This is a genomic window from Nocardiopsis sp. NPDC049922 (assembly GCF_040660275.1).
GTDB lineage: Bacteria > Actinomycetota > Actinomycetes > Streptosporangiales > Streptosporangiaceae > Nocardiopsis.
Map to the genome: position 1 here is coordinate 38,149 of NZ_JBFAME010000016.1, position 15,936 is coordinate 54,084.

Genomic DNA, 15,936 nt, shown 5'->3' on the forward strand with positions numbered 1-15,936 from the left:
CGGCGGCGGAGCGACGCGCGCGAGGCGCGGCCCCCGTCGGTCGATCCACCACACACGTCGAGAAGGGTGCTGGCGATGTCGCGCAGGAAGACGGAACGGCAGCTGAACCTGGTCATCTGTCTGCTGTCCACGCGCCGCCATCTCACCGCCCAGGAGATCCGCAAGACGGTGCTGGGGTACGCCGAGGCCGAGAGCGAGTCCGCGTTCAAGCGCATGTTCGAGCGTGACAAGCGCGAGCTGCGCGACAGCGGCATCCCCATCCAGGTGGGGACCGGTGACGCGGTCAGCGGCGAGGAGGGCTACCGCATCTCGCGCACCGACTACGAGCTCCCCGAGATCGAGCTGCTGCCCGACGAGGCCCTGGTCCTGGGCCTGGCCGCGCGCGCCTGGCGGCACGCCTCCCTGGGCGAGGCCGCGGCCAACGCCCTGTTCAAGCTCCGGGCGGCCGGGGTGCCGGTGGACACCGAGGCCGCACCCGGCCTGACCCCCGCCATGCGCACCGACGAACCGTCCTTCGGCCCGGTCTGGCAGGCCGTGCGCGACCGTCGGCCGATCGCCTTCGACTACCGCAAGCCGGGCCAGGAGAGGGCCGAGCGGCGCGAGGTCGAGCCGTGGGGCATCGTCAACCTGCGCGGCCACTGGTACGTGGTGGGCCACGACCGGATGCGCGGCGCCCGCCGCGTCTTCCGGCTCGGCCGCGTGCGCGGCGAGGTGACCGTGCTGCGCGGCGGCCCCGACGTCGTCGCCCCCGAGGGCGTGGACCTGCGGTCGGTGGTGGCCGGGCAGCACACCGAACCCGAGCGCTCCGCCGTCCTGCGCGTGCGCACCGACGCCGCCCACGACCTGCGGCGCGGCGCCCTGCGCGTGGTGCCGGGCGAGCGCGACACCTCCGGCGGCGGCTGGGACACCCTCACCCTGCCCTACTACGACACCCCCGGCCTCGTACGCCGGGTGGCCTCGTTCGGCGCGCGGGCGGTCGTCGTCGAACCCGCGGGCGCCCGTGAGGCGATCGCCGCCCACCTGGCGGCCACCGCCGAGCCCGCGGCCTCGGCTGGGGGCTCCGACGGCCCGGCGGCGGACGGGGGCTCCGGCGCCCCCGCGCGCGGCCCCCGTTCCGCCGACCAGCTGCGCCGTCTGCTCATGCTCGTTCCCTACGCCCTGGGCCGCGACGTGCGCGTGCCCGAGGTGGCCGAGCACTTCGGGCTCAGCGAGAGGCAGGTGGTCGCCGACCTGAGCCTGCTGTGGATGTGCGGTCTGCCCGGGTACACGCCCGGTGACCTGATCGAGGTCGACCTGGACGCCGCCAGGGAGACCGGCGAGATCATCATCGGCAACGCCGACACCCTGGCCCAGCCCCTGCGGCTCACCGCCGACGAGGCGGCCAGCCTGGTCGTGGGCCTGGCGCTGCTGGAGGCCCTGCCCGAGGCGGAGGGACTGGAGGGCGGCGCCCTCAAGCGGGTGGGCGAGAAGCTGCGCGCCGCGGCGGGGGCCGCGGTCGCCTCCCTGGCCGACGCCGTTCAGGTGCGGGTGGAGGTGGACGAGCAGGTCGCCGACACCCAGCGCCGCTGCGCGGACGCCCTGGACGCGGGGCGGCGCCTGCACCTGAGGTACCTGTCGGGCTACCTCGACCAGGTGACCGAGCGCCACGTCGACCCGATGGGCCTGGTCGTGCAGGACGGGTACCCGTTCCTGGAGGGGTACTGCCACCTGCGCGGCGACGTGCGCCTGTTCCGGCTGGACCGGGTGCTGGAGCTGACCGTCCTGCCCGAGGCGGCGCGGGTCCCCGAGGGGGTGGGCCGCCGCGACCTGTCGGCGGGGGTGCTCCAGCGCTCCGAGCGCGACACGGTGGTCACCCTGGACCTGGACCCGTCCGCCCGGTGGGTCACCGAGGACTACGTGTGCGAGTCGGTGGCCGAACTCCCCGGGGGCGGGGTCCGCGCGACGCTGCGCACGCCCGCTCCCGCGTGGGTGGTGCGGCTGGTGCTGGGGCTGGGGCCCGCCTGCCGGGTGGCGGCCCCGGCCGAGGTCGCCGAGGAGGTGCGCGCCGAGGCCGCGCGGGCGCTCGCCCACTACGGCGCGGGCGCGGTCCGGTAGCGGGTGACCGCGCCCCGGCGCACGGCCCGCCTGTTCACCGGGGGGTGGGGTGCAGGTCACGGCGGAGCGGATATGGTGGTGGGCATGATCGCCCTCGCTGTCCTGTTCAGCACGGTTCTCGCCGGGGCTGCGGCCGTCGGAGTCCTCGCCGTGAGGACGCTTCGGCGGGCGCGCGTGCTCTCGGCGACGGTGACCAGGGCCGCGGGCGGGTACCAGGCGAGCGGAGCCGACCTAGAACGCGTCAACCGGGGCGGAACGGGAACGTGACGTCACGGAAGTCGAGTACGCGTACCATCGAAGGCGCTCGGTTGCGCCCCACAGAGAGGTAGAACCATGGGAGCCATCAACGGACCCACCATCGCCATTCTGGTGGTCCTGGCCGTGTTGCTGTTCGGAGCCAAGAAGCTGCCCGACCTCGCCCGCTCGGTGGGCCGCAGTGCACGCATCCTCAAGGCCGAGAGCAAGGGCCTGATGGACGAGGACAACGACACCGGCGACGACGGCAAGCGCCCCCAGCAGCAGGACGCGGAGGCGCAGCAGCAGTCGCAGCCGCAGCAGGCGCAGCAGGCGCAGCAGGCGCAACAGCAGGGGTACCCGCAGCTGCCGCCCGGCCAGCGCATCGTCAACGAGTCCGGTGAGACCCAGCCCCGGAGCTACGGCAACTGATCCGCGCTCTTCCTGGACCGGCCCCGTGGGGCGCCGGTCCGGGCGTGTGTGCGAGCGCGGCCGGGTGCCGCGCGTGACGGTGTCAGCGGGTTCCGACGGAGCGGAACCGGACGAGAGAGAGTGACCACGCGATGAGGGCACGAGGTCGGGCGGCCAATCCGGAGGCCCGGATGCCGCTCATGGACCACCTGCGCGAGCTGCGCGGACGCCTGACCAAGGCGCTGATCGGCCTCGCCCTGGGCGCCGTCGTGGGCTACGTCTTCTACCAGCAGGTGTGGGACTTCCTCACCGCCCCGTACTGCTCGCTGCCGGAGTCGTCCGCGTTCGACTCCGAGGGCTGCTCGCTCATCGTCACCGGCCCCTTCGACGCGTTCTTCGTCGCGATGAAGGTGTGGATCTTCGTCGGCGCCCTGGTCTCCGCGCCGGTCTGGCTGTACCAGCTGTGGGCGTTCGTCGCCCCGGCCCTGCACAGCCGGGAGAAGAAGTACGTCTACATCTTCGTGCCGCTCGCCGCGGTGCTGTTCGTCGGCGGCGCCGCGCTGGCCTACCGGATCACGTCCCTGGCGCTGACCGTGCTGTTCGGCTTCCTGCCCGAGGACGCCGACCCGATGCTGACCGTCGACCAGTACCTCGACTACATGATCATCATGATGGTCATGTTCGGGCTGGGCTTCGTGATGCCCCTGCTGGTCGCGCTGCTCAACCTGGCCGGGATCCTGCCGCACGCCGCCCTGGCCAAGTGGCGCCGGGCGATCATCTTCGGCTCGTTCGCGGTCTCGGCGGTCATCACCCCGGCCGAGCCGATCTCCATGATCGCCCTGGCCGTTCCGCTGGTGATCCTGTTCGAGGCGGCCGAACTGTTCGCCTTCCTCAACGACCGCCGCAAGCGCCGCGACGACCCCTTCGCCGCCCTCGGGGACGACGAGATCTCCGAGCTCGACGACGCGCCCTCGGACCTGGACGACCCGGACGTGGAGGAGAAGTCCTCCAAGCGCCGGTGAGCGCGTCCGCGACACGCTAGGGTCTGGCGGGGGCCGGACGGTACGGTCCCGGCGCCCCGGGCCGCTCCCGGGGACGACCGATGTTGTGAAGGGCCAGTGCGATGAGTGATCAGTCCGAAGCCAAGCGTGAGCTTCCTCCCGAGGCCATGGGCAACGAGAAGTGGCACGACACCACGAACGCGGTGTGGATGCGCTCCTCCCTGTCCAAGGAGGAGTCCGAGGCCATCGTCGAGGTCGCCACGTTCGACGACGGCTTCCGCGCCGTCCGCGACGGCAAGTCGCCGGAGAAGGGCACGCTGTTCTTCACCCCCGCCGAGTGGGAGGCCTTCGTCCTGGGCGCCCGCGACGGCGAGTTCGACATCCCCGAGGAGTACCTGACCGAGGAGGAGCGGCGCATCCAGAACCGCGAGGTCGACGTCGAGGTCGCGTGGGTGCCCTCCCCGCTCAACACCCCCGAGGCGATGGAGGAGTACCATCGCCGCCAGCGTGAGGAGGCCGAGCAGGCCCGCACCGGCGGGTCCTGACGGTCGGGCACACCCGGGCGCGAGGGTGTGCGCGGCCCGGCCTCCGCGCACCCTCCGCACCCCCGGGCAGTTGAAGGGCCACATCATGACCCCCGAGATCGACCTCCTGGTCAACCCCCGCTCCGGGCGGGGCCGCGCCGCCGTCACCGCCGTCCGGCTCAAGGAGCGCCTGCGCGAGGCGGGCGCCGACGTGCGCGTCCTGGCCGGCCGTTCGGCCGCCGACAGCCGCCGCCTGGCCCGCCTGTCCGCCGCCGACCGGCCCGACGCCCTGGTGGCCGTGGGCGGGGACGGACTGGTCCACCAGGCCGTGCAGGCGGTCGTGGGCACCGGGGTGCCCCTGGGGGTCGTGCCCGCCGGGACCGGCAACGACATCGCCCGGGCCGTCGGCCGTCCCGGCCGCTCCGCCAGGGACACCGCCGCCGCGATCCTGGCCGGGCGGACGCGTTCGCTCGACGCGGTGCGCATGCGCCTGGAGGACGGCGCCGAGCGCCACTTCCTCAGCGTCCTGGCCTGTGGCTTCGACGCGCGCGTCAACGAGCGGGTGAACGGCTTCCGGTTCGGCGTGGGCCGGGCCGGATACGTGCTGGGCCTGCTGGCCGAACTGCGCTCCTTCACCCCCGCCGACTTCACCGTCGAGGTGGACGGGCGCCGGATCGAGGAGCCCGGCATGCTCGTCGCGGTCGGCAACACCAGCGCCTACGGCGGCGGCATGCGCATCTGCCCCGACGCGGTCCCCGACGACGGCCTGCTCGACGTGGTCTTCCTGCGCGCCGCGCCGACCAGCCGGTTCGTGCGGCTCTTCCCGCTGGTCTTCACCGGTGGCCACACCGGCCTGGACCAGGTCGTGGTCGAGCGCGGCCGCAGGGTCACGGTCCGCGCCGACGTCGGGGCCGCCTACGCCGACGGCGAACGGATCGGCCACCCGCCGCTGGTCTGCGACGTCGTGCCCGGCGCGGTCGAGATGCTGGAGCTGACCTCATAGTCTGAAAGCCATATGAGTACTCACGCTGAGCGGTACGCCGCCTTCCGTCGGCGCAAGAGCGCCTCCAGCGCCGCGATCGAGGCCTTCCAGGGCCTCTACGGGTTCGAGTTCGACCCCTTCCAGATCCGTGCCTGCAAGGCGTTGGAGTACGGCCACGGGGTGCTGGTCGCGGCGCCCACCGGCTCCGGCAAGACGGTCGTCGGCGAGTTCGCCGTGCACCTGGCGCTGAGCCAGGGGACCAAGTGCTTCTACACCACCCCCATCAAGGCGCTGTCGAACCAGAAGTACAACGACCTGGTCAGCCGCTACGGCACCGAGAAGGTCGGCCTGCTGACCGGCGACAACAGCGTCAACGGCGAGGCGCCCGTGGTCGTCATGACCACCGAGGTGCTGCGCAACATGCTCTACGAGGGGTCGGCCACCCTCGGCGGGCTGGCGTACGTGGTCATGGACGAGGTCCACTACCTCGCCGACCGGTTCCGGGGCGCCGTCTGGGAGGAGGTGATCATCCACCTGCCCGAGTCGGTGCACATGGTCGCCCTGTCCGCGACGGTCAGCAACGCCGAGGAGTTCGGCGAGTGGCTCCAGCAGGTGCGCGGCGACACCACCGTCATCGTCGACGAGAAACGGCCGGTACCGCTGTGGCAGCACGTCATGGTGGGCGGCCGGATCCACGACCTGTTCGCCGAACCGGTGGAGGAGAACGCCTCCGACCAGGAGGAGGGGCGGCGCGAGGGCGGCCGCAAGCGCAAACGCGACCGCCGCCGCGACCAGTCGTGGCGGCCGCGCGAGATCGTCGTCGGCGGACAGCGGCTGGCGATCAACCCGCGGCTGAGCCGGATCGCCGAGGAGGACGCCCGGACCACCCAGCTGGCGCACCGGCGGCGCGCCCCGCAGGCGCGCGCACGCGGCACCATGCGGCCCCGGACCCGGTACGCGCCGCCGTCGCGGCCCACGATCATCGAGAAGCTCGACGACGAGGGCCTGCTGCCCGCCATCACGTTCATCTTCAGCCGCGCCGGGTGCGACGACGCCGTGCGCCAGTGCGTGGCCGCCGGACTGGTGCTCACCACCCCGGAGGAGGCCGCCCAGATCCGCGAGTACGCGGAGACCCGGTGCGCCGACATCCCCTCGGCCGACCTCGCCGTCCTGGGCTTCGAGGGGTGGCTGCGCGCCCTGGAGTCGGGCATCTCGGCCCACCACGCGGGCATGCTGCCCACGTTCAAGGAGATCGTCGAGGACCTGTTCTGCCGGGGGCTGATCCGCGCCGTCTTCGCCACCGAGACGCTGGCGCTCGGCATCAACATGCCCGCCCGCACGGTGGTCATGGAGAAGCTGGACAAGTGGAACGGCGAGACCCACGCCCAGCTCACCCCGGGTGAGTACACCCAGCTGACCGGGCGCGCGGGGCGGCGGGGGATCGACGTCGAGGGCCACGCGGTGGTGGTCTGGCAGGCCGGGACCGACCCCGAGTCGGTCGCCAGCCTGGCGGGCACCCGCACCTACCCGCTCAACTCCAGCTTCCAGCCCTCCTACAACATGGCCGTCAACCTCGTCGGCCAGGTCGGCCGCCGTCGCAGCCGCTCCATGCTGGAGGAGTCCTTCGCCCAGTTCCAGGCCGACCGCGCCGTGGTCGGCCTGGTCAAGCAGCTGCGCAAGCACGAGGAGGCCCTGGAGGGGTACGCGGCCTCCGCCGAGTGCCACATGGGCGACTTCATGGAGTACGCGTCGCTGCGCCGGGCGCTGAGCGACCGCGAGTCCATGCTGGCCAGGTCCCGTTCGGCCCGGCGCCGCGACGACGCCCTGGAGAGCCTGGAGAAGCTGCGTCCGGGCGACATCATCCGGATCCCCTCGGGCCGCTTCTCCGGCCACGCCGTCGTCCTGGACCCCGGACTCAAGCTCGACCTCCCGGCGCCGCTGGTCCTCACCGCGGACAAGCAGGTGAAGCGGATCAACGCCAGCGACTTCACGATCCCGGTGCACCCGTCGGGGCGGATGCGCATCCCCAAGTCGTTCTCGGCGCGGTCGCCGCGCTCGCGCCAGGACCTGGCCTCGACCCTGCGCAACAAGCTCAGGGAGCAGGGCGACACCCCCAGGGCCGGGCGTGCCCCGCGCGACGCCGGTGAGGACGCCGAGGTGCTGCGGCTGCGGTCCGAGCTGCGCGCGCACCCGTGCCACGGGTGCGACGAGCGCGAGGACCACGCCCGCTGGGCCGAGCGCCACTTCCACCTGCGCAAGGAGACCGAGGGCCTGCGCCGCCGGGTGGAGGGGCGCTCGCACGTCATCGCGCGCACCTTCGACCGGGTGTGCGGGGTCCTGGAGGACCTGGGCTACCTGACCGACGACACCGTCTCCGCGGACGGGGCCCAGCTGGCGAAGGTCTACTCGGAGCTGGACCTGCTGGTCGCCGAGTGCCTGCGCCGGGGGCTGTGGAAGGACCTGACCCCGGTGGACCTGGCCGCCTGCGCGGCCGCCCTGGTCTACGAGCCGCGCCGCAACGACGATCCCTTCCCCCGGATCCCGCCGGGGCGGATCGAGGAGACCCTCCAGGAGATGCTGCGGCTGTGGGGCGACCTCAACGACGTCGAGTCCCGGCACCGGGTGTCGTTCCTGCGCCAGCCGGACTTCGGGTTCGTGTGGACCGCGCACCGGTGGGCGCGCGGCGACCGCCTCGACGCGATCCTGCGCCAAGCCGACATGCCCGCCGGTGACTTCGTGCGCACGGCCAAGATGCTCGGGGACATGCTCAGCCAGATCGCCGGCGCCACCGGCGACCCGGAGGTGCGCTCCACCGCGCGCAAGGCCACCGACCTGGTCCTGCGCGGAGTGGTGGCCTACTCGTCGTTCAGCTGACGGCGTTCGCCCACCGCCGCCCGGGGCTCACGCGGTCGGCGGCGGCGCGATCTCCCCGGAGCCGCGTGCCACCAGCGTGGTGGGCACGCGGTCCTCGCGGGGCGGGGCGTGGTCGCCTCCGATGCGTTCGAACAGCCGCCGCACCGCCAGGGCCCCGATCCGCATCACGTCCTGGGCGACCACGGTCACCCGGGGAACGAGCAGGTCGGCCATGGGGAAGTCGTCGAAGCCGACCACGGCCACGCGCTCGTGCAGACCGCGTTCCTGGAGTGCCTGGATGGCGCCGATGGTCACCAGGTTCTGCGCGGTGAACAGGGCCGTGGGCGGGTGCGCGGAGTCGAGCAGCGCGGCGACGGCGCGCGCGGCGCTGGCGGTGTCGGGCAGGTCCTGGACGACGCGGCCGGGCCGTTCGGGCAGCCCCCGTTCGGCCAGGGCCGCCCGGTAGCCCGCCACGCGTTCGCCGACCGTGCTGATGGTCCGCGCGTCGCCGAGGAAGGCGATCTCGGTGTGCCCGTGGTCGGCCAGGTGCAGGACGGCCTCGCGCGCGCCCTCGGTGTTGGTGGCCAGGACCGCGTCGGCGGCCAGTCCGCGCGGCGGACGGTCGACGAACACCGCGGGGGTGCCCGTGCGGATCTCCCGGTGCAGGTAGCCGTGGTCGGGCGCCGCGGGCGCGATGATGATGCCGTCCACCCGGTGCAGCGTGGCGGCGCGGACCAGCTCCAGTTCGCGCTGGGGGTCCTCGTCCAGGCTGCCCGTGAAGACGAGGGTGTCGTGGTCGCGGGCGGCGTTCTCCACCGCGCGGCTCAACGTGGCGGAGAAGGGGTTGGCCACGTCCTCCAGGAGCAGGGCGATCTGCCGGGTGGCGCCGTCGGTGCGGCGCAGGCTGGAGGCGGCGAGGTTGGGCTGGAAGTCGAGCTGGACGATGGCGCGGGTGACGCGGTCGCGCAGTTCGTCGGAGACCGTCGGGACGCCGTTGATGACGCGGGAGACCGTCTTGATGCTCACCCCCGACAGCGCGGCGACGTCCTTCATCGTGGCCCGGCGGACCGGTTCCTCGGACGCGGACCGTCGCTCCATGCCATCGTGGTGCACCGACACTCGAACCCCGGCTTCTCTCCGCGTCGCCTCGATCCTCGCCCCCCGTGCGCGGACGGGGCCGCGCCGTGCGACGCCGCCCACGACCGCTCGTCGCCGCGATCCGGCAGGTGGGGAACGGTCCCATTCTGCCGCACCCGTCCGGTTCGGGGCGCCCGGTCGGCGGCGGTGGCGGCCGAACGTGCCGGGGCTTCCGGGCGGGTGCGGGAGTCGGTGACGTGGCTCACCCTGCATCATCGAAGTCAACGTTGTCAACAGGGCCAAACGAACTTCTTGTGCCTGGTGAACTGCTGTGACTACGGGGGTTGACACGATGCGGACGTCTCGCTGAAACTTTCGGGACATCGTTGTCTCAGTGGCGTGGGTCACGGGACGGCGTCCCCCGACACCTGCCTCGCGCCCAGCGGGGCGATCCGAAGGAGAACTCCCATGACGAACGCACCGTGGACGCGCCGGGCCCTGGCCGCCACCGCGGGACTGGGCCTGGCGGCCTCGCTGACCGCCTGTTCCGGCGGCGGCGGAGACGACGACACGGTCCTGGTGGGGCTGATCACCAAGACCGAGACCAACCCGTTCTTCGTCAGGATGCAGGAGGGCGCGGAGGCGGCCGCCGAGGAGAGCGGCGTCAGCCTCCAGACCTTCTCCGGGGAGTACGACGGCGACAACGAGACCCAGGTCCAGGCGGTGGAGAACCTCATCGCGGCCGGAGCCGACGGCATCCTCATCACCCCCAACGACTCCGCGGCGATCGTTCCGGTCCTGGACCGCGCCCGCGCCGCCGGGATCATGGTGATCGCGCTCGACACGCCCACCGAACCCGCCGACGCGGTCGACTCCACCTTCGCCACCGACAACTTCCGCGCCGGGGAGCTCATCGGCCGGTGGGCGGCCCAGCGCTTCGCGGCCGAGGGCGAGGAGCCGCGCGTGGCCATGCTCGACCTCAACCCCAACCAGGTCGCCGTGGACGTCGCCCGCGACCAGGGCTTCCTCCAGGGGCTGGGGGTCGACATCGCCGACCCGGGCGAGATCGGCGACGAGGACGACCCCCGGATCGTCGGCCACGACGTCACCGAGGGCGCCGAGGAGGGCGGTCGCACCGCGATGGAGAACCTCCTCCAGCGCGACCCCGACCTCAACCTCGTCTACACGATCAACGAACCGGCCGCCGCCGGGGCGTACGAGGCGCTGGTGGCCGCCGGCCGTGCCGAGGACGTGACCATCGTGTCGGTCGACGGCGGCTGCCCGGGCGTGGACAACGTCGCCGGCGGCGTCATCGGCGCCACCGCCATGCAGTTCCCGCTGGACATGGCGGCCATGGGGGTGGAGGCGGTGGTCGAGTACAGCGAGACCGGCGAGCTGCCCGAGCCTTCCGAGGGAGCGGACTTCGTCGACACCGGAGTGGAGCTCATCACCGACCAGGCGTTCGAGGGCCTGGAGTCCCGGGACAGCGCCTGGGGCCAGGAGAACTGCTGGGGCTGACCCACACCGTCCGCGACGCGAAGGAAGACGCACACCGCCGTGACCACCTCGAACACCCGCCCGGTGTCCTCCACGAACCCCGAACCGCCCCCGGCCGAGCTCGACGTGCGCCCCCAGGGCCTGGTCGACCGGCTCCAACGCCTCCTGCACGCCCAGGCCACCCTCGGTCCCGCCGCCGTCCTGCTGGTCACGGTCTGCGCGTTCGCCGTGATCAGCCCGAACTTCCTCCAGCCCGCCAACCTGTCACTGGTGCTCCAACAGACCGCGGTCGTGGGCACCCTCGCGCTGGGGCAGACCCTGATCATCCTCACCGCGGGCATCGACCTGTCGGTGGGATCGATCATGGTGCTGTGCTCCATCATCATGGGACGCCTCTCGGCCGACCTGGGCGTGCCCGGTCCGCTCGTCCTGCTGGTGGGCCTGGCCAGCGGCATGGCCTGCGGCCTGTTCAACGGGTTCCTCGTCACCAGGGTCAAGCTGCCCCCGTTCATCGTCACCCTGGGCTCGCTCAACATCTTCTTCGCGCTGAACCTGTGGATCTCCAGCAGCGAGACGATCCGCGGCACCGACATGTCCGCGCTGCTGCTGTGGACCGGCCGCGTGGTGACCATCGGGGACACCCGGATCACCTACGGCTCCATCCTCATGCTCGTCATCGTCGCGGTGCTGGCCTACGCCCTGCACCGCACGCGGTGGGGACGGCACGTGTACGCCACCGGCGACGACCGGGAGGCCGCACGCCTGGCGGGCATCCGCGTCGACCGGGTGCTGCTGAGCGTCTACGCCGTCGCGGGCCTGGTCTACGCGGTGGGCGCGTGGATCCTCATCGGCCGGATCGCCTCGGCCAGCCCGCAGGCGGGCGTCATGGACAACCTCGACAGCATCACCGCGGTCGTCCTCGGCGGCACCAGCCTCTTCGGCGGCCGGGGCATGATCGTCGGCACCGTCATGGGCGCGCTCATCGTGGGCGTGTGCCGCAACGGCCTGTCCCTGGCCGGTGTGGACGTGCTGTGGCAGAACTTCGCGGTGGGCGTCCTGGTGATCCTCGCCGTCTCGCTCGACCAGTGGATCAGGAGGGCCCGCCGATGAGCCGGCCGACCTCGCGGACCGACGCCGCCGCACCCCCACAGGAGAGGGCGGACGCCCAGACACAGCCGGTGCTCCAGGCGCGCGGCCTGGTCAAACGGTACGGCAGGGTGACCGCCCTGGCCGGGGCCGACCTGGAGCTGTACCCCGGCGAGATCCTCGCCGTGATCGGCGACAACGGGGCGGGCAAGTCCAGCCTGATCAAGGCGCTGTCCGGGGCGATCGTCCCCGACGAGGGAGAGATCCTGGTCGACGGCGCGCCCGTGCGGCTGCCGACCCCGATCGCCGCCCGGGAGGCGGGCATCGAGACCGTGCACCAGAGCCTGGCCGTCTCGCCGTCCCTGGACATCGCCACCAACCTGTTCCTGGGCCGCGAGCTCCGTAAGCCGGGACCGCTCGGATCGGTGCTGCGGATGCTCGACCGGCCGCGCATGCGGGCCGAGGCCGCGCGCCACCTCGCCGACCTGGGCATCATGACCATCCAGAACCCCAACCAGGCGGTGGAGACGCTCTCGGGCGGCCAGCGCCAGGCGGTCGCGGTGGCCCGGGCGGCGGCGTTCGGGAACAAGGTCGTCATCATGGACGAACCGACCGCCGCGCTGGGCGTGCGCGAGTCCCGGGCGGTGCTGGACCTGATCCTGCGCGTGCGCGACAACGGGCTGCCGGTCATCCTCATCAGCCACAACATGCCGCACGTGTTCGAGATCGCCGACCGGGTGCACGTCCAGCGGCTCGGCCGCCGGATCGTCACCCTCGACCCGTCCGGGTGCTCGATGTCCGACGCGGTCGCCGTGATGACCGGTGCGCTGGACCCCGGCGAGCTGCCCGAGGGCGCGCTGGCGCCGGGGGCCCGCCGATGATCCTGGTGTGCGGTGAGGCCCTCGTCGACCTCGTGCCCCAGCCGGGCGGGGACCTGTGGCGGGCGGTGCCGGGCGGCGGCCCGGCCAACACGGCCGTCGCCCTGGCCCGGCTGGGGGGACGGGCGGCCCTCCTCTGCCGCCTGTCGGGGGACGCGTTCGGCCGCCGGATCCGCGCCCACCTGACCGAACGCGGCGTGGACCTGGGCATGGCCGTGGCCGCTGAGGAGCCCTCCACGGTCGCCGTGGTCGGGTTGGACGAGCACGGCGCGGCGGAGTACTCCTTCTACCTCGACGGGACCGCCGACCGGGGATGGAGCCCGCGGGAGCTGCCGGAACCGCCCGAGGGGACCCGGGCCATCCACGCCGGGTCCCTGGCGGCGGTGCTGGAGCCGGGGGCCGGGCACCTGTTGGCGTGGGCGCGGGCGCACCGGGAACGCGTGGTGGTCGCCTACGACGTCAACGCCCGCCCGGCCGTGGGGCTGGACCGGGCCGCCGTGGCCGCCTGGGCGGCGCGGTGGATGGACGCGGCCCACGTCGTGAAGGTGAGCGAGGAGGACCTGGCCTGGCTGGAGCCGGGCCGCGACCCGGTCGCGGCCGCCGAGCGGTGGATGGTCCGGCACGGACTCGACCTGCTGCTGCTCACCCGGGGCGGCGACGGGGCGGTGGCGCTGTCGGCCCACTGGGGCGACCGCGTGCGGGTCCCGGGCGTGCGGGTGCCGGTGCGGGACACCGTGGGCGCTGGCGACACCTTCGGGGCGGCCGTCCTGGCCCGCCTGTCGGAGCTGGGCTACCTGGGCGGGCCGGGCGAGCTCGCCACCCTGGGCCCGGGGGCGGCGCGGGAGGCGCTGGAGTTCGCGGCCGCGGCCGCCGCGCTGGCGTGCACGGCCGAGGGCGCCGATCCCCCCGACCGCGACCGGGTGGAGCGGTTGCTACGGAACACGCGGGGCGCGGTGAGCGTCGCGTGTCCTAGTGGGACCCCGGTGGTCGGGGCGCCGATCGCGAGCGGCCATGATGGGGGGAGCACGGGACCCGATCAGGGCCTGTAGTCCGCAAGACACCTGAAGCGAGGATTGAGCAGTGCTGCGCACCCTCATCAACGGCAAGATCCACCGCGCCACCGTCACCCAGGCCGACCTGCACTACGTCGGTTCGGTCACGATCGACGCCGACCTGATGGACGCCGCCGACATCGTCGACGGCGAGCAGGTCCACATCGTCGACATCGACAACGGCAACCGGCTCGTCACCTACGCGATCACCGGTGAGCGCGGCACCGGCGTGATCGGGATCAACGGGGCGGCGGCGCGCCTGGTCAGCCCCGGCGACCTGGTCATCATCATCTCCTACGCCCAGCTCAGCGAGGCGGAGCGGGCCGAGCACGTCCAGCACATCGTGCACGTGGACCGCGACAACCGGATCGTGGCGCTGGGCGACGACCCGGCCGAGCCGGTCCCCGGGAGCGAACTCGTCTCCGGGCGCTGACCCTCCCGGTCCCCAGGACCGAACCGCCGCCGCCGGACGCGCACGCGCACGGCGGCGGCGTCCGCACGAGGCGGTGCCGCGCCCGAGGCGCCGTTCGGGGCGGGCGGTGGGCGGCGGTCGTGCGTTGGCCGGATCCGGCCTGCTCGCCCGCCCCCGAGCGCGGGTATGTCCCCTACCGGCATGGACAGCGCGGACGAGGAGCGGCGCCGGGTCGCCGAGCACGTCGAGTGGCAGAAGCAGGGCGCGTGGGTGGTCGTGTGGGGCCGCTACACCCGTTGCTTCTGGGCCTACGCCTGCTGGCCGGTCGTGCCCGAGGAGGGCGTGGTGATCAGCGCGCGCGACCCTCACACGCTGTACGCGCAGATGCGCTCGGTGGAACGTGAGCACGGTTACCTCAGGTGGCGCTACGGCCGCAGGTGACGAAGGTCTACGATTCATCCGTTGTCGGGACGAATCGAAGGGTGGGCCTCGTGGTCGTGCAATCCACGCGGAGTGGTCGGGGGCTCACGGAGGACCAGCGCGCCCGCCTGCAGCGCCGCACCGTCCTGACCCTCATGCTCACGCAGGTCGTCGGCGGCGTCGGCATGGGCGCCATGCTGGCCGTGGGCGCCCTCATCGCCCGGGACCTGACGGGTTCGGACGCCTGGTCGGGCATCGCCACCACGATGATCACGCTGGGCGCGGCCGTGTTCGCGCTGCCGCTGGCCTCGATCGCCGCGCGGCGCGGACGCCGTCCCGGGCTGGCGTTCGGGTGGGCCCTGGGCGGTGTGGGCAGCTCCGTGGTCATCGCGGCCACCGTCCTGGAGTGGTTCGTCCCGTTCCTGGTCGGCATGGTGCTCATCGGCGCGGGGACCGCCACCAACCTCCAGGCCAGGCACGCCGCCGCCGACCTGGCCGGTGAGGACAACCGGGGCCGCGACCTGTCGATCGTGGTGTGGGCGACGACCGTCGGCGCCGTGCTGGGCCCGAACCTCGTCGGCGTCGGCGGGCGCGTGGCCGCCGTGGTCGGTCTGCCCGAACTGCTCGGCCCGGTGCTGTTCACCACCGCCGGTTTCGTCCTCGGCGCGGCCCTGACCTTCCTGCTGCTGCGCCCCGACCCGCTGCTGGTCGGCGCCGCGGGGCGGGACGACGCCGACGCCGGCGTCCCCGACGCGGCCCCGGTCCGGCGGTCCCCGCTGGCGGGGTTGGCCGAGGTCCGACGCAGCCCCCGGGCCGTGCTGGCGATCGTCGGGATCGTGGCCAGCCACACCGTCATGGTCGCGGTCATGACGATGACGCCCGTGCACATGTCCCACCACGGGGCCGCGCTGACGGTCGTCGGACTGACGATCTCGCTGCACATCGCCGGCATGTACGCGCTCTCCCCGCTCGTGGGCTGGCTCACCGACCGCGTCGGCCGGGCGCCCGTGCTGCTGGCCGGACAGGGCGTGCTGCTGGCGTCCGTGGCGATCGCCGGGACCGCCGGACACGACGAGGTGCGGGTGACGCTCGGCCTGGTGCTGCTCGGCGTGGGGTGGTCGTTCGGCCTGGTGGCCGGGTCGACGCTGCTGGCCGAGTCGGTGTCCGACGAGGCGCGTCCGCGGGTGCAGGGCCTGAGCGACCTGCTGATGAACCTGGGCGGCGCGTCGGCGGGCGCGGTGTCGGGCGTCGTGCTCACCCAGGCCGGTTTCGGCGGCCTCAACCTGTTCGCCGCGCTGTTCACCCTCCCGGTCGTGGTGCTCGCGGTGCGCGTGCTCGCGGCCCGCCGGGGCGGGGACGTCTCCGCGGTCTGAGCGGCCACGTCGAAAACTCGGCCGGACCTTTACCGGAAACGC

15 protein-coding genes are annotated in these 15,936 nt (G+C 73.2%); 14 read left to right on the forward strand and 1 reads right to left on the reverse strand.

The features are described 5' to 3' along the window. Positions 1 to 75: 75 nt before the first annotated feature. The 7 genes from AB0I72_RS23835 (at position 76) to AB0I72_RS23865 (ending at position 8,120) form a co-directional block, all read left to right on the forward strand. The gene (locus AB0I72_RS23835; RefSeq protein ID WP_358572361.1) at positions 76 to 2,094 is read left to right on the forward strand and encodes a WYL domain-containing protein; all 2,019 of its coding nucleotides are present in this window, start codon (positions 76 to 78) and stop codon (positions 2,092 to 2,094) included. Between the two features lie 84 nt (positions 2,095 to 2,178). Beyond that, on the forward strand, positions 2,179 to 2,361 hold the full coding sequence (locus AB0I72_RS23840; RefSeq protein WP_358572363.1) for a hypothetical protein: 183 nt from the start codon (positions 2,179 to 2,181) through the stop codon (positions 2,359 to 2,361). Positions 2,362 to 2,427: 66 nt separating this feature from the next. Further along, positions 2,428 to 2,760 carry a Sec-independent protein translocase subunit TatA gene (gene tatA / locus AB0I72_RS23845; RefSeq protein ID WP_358572365.1) on the forward strand — a complete coding sequence of 111 codons (333 nt, stop codon included), beginning with the start codon at positions 2,428 to 2,430 and terminating at the stop codon, positions 2,758 to 2,760. A 170-nt stretch (positions 2,761 to 2,930) separates the two neighbouring features. Further along, a complete protein-coding gene (gene tatC / locus AB0I72_RS23850) occupies positions 2,931 to 3,761 on the forward strand; it encodes a twin-arginine translocase subunit TatC (RefSeq protein WP_358572536.1) in 831 nt (276 codons plus the stop codon). Between the two features lie 101 nt (positions 3,762 to 3,862). Further along, complete coding sequence (locus AB0I72_RS23855; RefSeq protein WP_358572367.1) at positions 3,863 to 4,285, forward strand: DUF397 domain-containing protein; 423 nt, start codon at positions 3,863 to 3,865, stop codon at positions 4,283 to 4,285. A gap of 85 nt (positions 4,286 to 4,370) precedes the next feature. Further along, on the forward strand, positions 4,371 to 5,267 hold the full coding sequence (locus AB0I72_RS23860) for a YegS/Rv2252/BmrU family lipid kinase (RefSeq protein ID WP_358572369.1): 897 nt from the start codon (positions 4,371 to 4,373) through the stop codon (positions 5,265 to 5,267). Between the two features lie 12 nt (positions 5,268 to 5,279). Beyond that, positions 5,280 to 8,120 carry a DEAD/DEAH box helicase gene (locus AB0I72_RS23865; protein WP_358572371.1) on the forward strand — a complete coding sequence of 947 codons (2,841 nt, stop codon included), beginning with the start codon at positions 5,280 to 5,282 and terminating at the stop codon, positions 8,118 to 8,120. A 27-nt stretch (positions 8,121 to 8,147) separates the two neighbouring features. On the opposite strand, the gene AB0I72_RS23870 is transcribed toward AB0I72_RS23865, so the two are convergent. Further along, positions 8,148 to 9,218, reverse strand: coding sequence for a LacI family DNA-binding transcriptional regulator (locus AB0I72_RS23870; RefSeq protein WP_358572373.1), 1,071 nt, complete (start codon positions 9,216 to 9,218; stop codon positions 8,148 to 8,150). A gap of 426 nt (positions 9,219 to 9,644) precedes the next feature. Between AB0I72_RS23870 and AB0I72_RS23875 the strand changes: the two genes are divergently transcribed. The 7 genes from AB0I72_RS23875 to AB0I72_RS23905 all read left to right on the forward strand — a co-directional run bounded on the left by AB0I72_RS23875 (position 9,645) and on the right by AB0I72_RS23905 (position 15,894). Continuing rightward, complete coding sequence (locus tag AB0I72_RS23875; protein WP_358572374.1) at positions 9,645 to 10,694, forward strand: substrate-binding domain-containing protein; 1,050 nt, start codon at positions 9,645 to 9,647, stop codon at positions 10,692 to 10,694. Positions 10,695 to 10,733: 39 nt separating this feature from the next. After that, a complete protein-coding gene (locus tag AB0I72_RS23880) occupies positions 10,734 to 11,783 on the forward strand; it encodes an ABC transporter permease (protein ID WP_358572376.1) in 1,050 nt (349 codons plus the stop codon). Further along, complete coding sequence (locus AB0I72_RS23885; RefSeq protein WP_358572378.1) at positions 11,780 to 12,640, forward strand: ATP-binding cassette domain-containing protein; 861 nt, start codon at positions 11,780 to 11,782, stop codon at positions 12,638 to 12,640. The genes AB0I72_RS23880 and AB0I72_RS23885 overlap by 4 nt, the downstream gene beginning before the upstream one ends. Next, positions 12,637 to 13,686 (forward strand): carbohydrate kinase, encoded by a 1,050-nt coding sequence (locus tag AB0I72_RS23890; RefSeq protein ID WP_358572380.1) that lies wholly within the window; start codon positions 12,637 to 12,639, stop codon positions 13,684 to 13,686. Before AB0I72_RS23885 ends, AB0I72_RS23890 begins: the two co-directional genes overlap by 4 nt. A gap of 31 nt (positions 13,687 to 13,717) precedes the next feature. Further along, on the forward strand, positions 13,718 to 14,122 hold the full coding sequence (gene panD, locus AB0I72_RS23895; protein ID WP_358572382.1) for an aspartate 1-decarboxylase: 405 nt from the start codon (positions 13,718 to 13,720) through the stop codon (positions 14,120 to 14,122). Positions 14,123 to 14,302: 180 nt separating this feature from the next. Beyond that, entirely contained in the window at positions 14,303 to 14,542 is a 240-nt protein-coding gene (locus tag AB0I72_RS23900; protein ID WP_358572384.1) for a hypothetical protein, read from the forward strand. 50 nt (positions 14,543 to 14,592) lie between these two features. After that, on the forward strand, positions 14,593 to 15,894 hold the full coding sequence (locus AB0I72_RS23905; protein ID WP_358572386.1) for an MFS transporter: 1,302 nt from the start codon (positions 14,593 to 14,595) through the stop codon (positions 15,892 to 15,894). Positions 15,895 to 15,936: the final 42 nt, after the last annotated feature.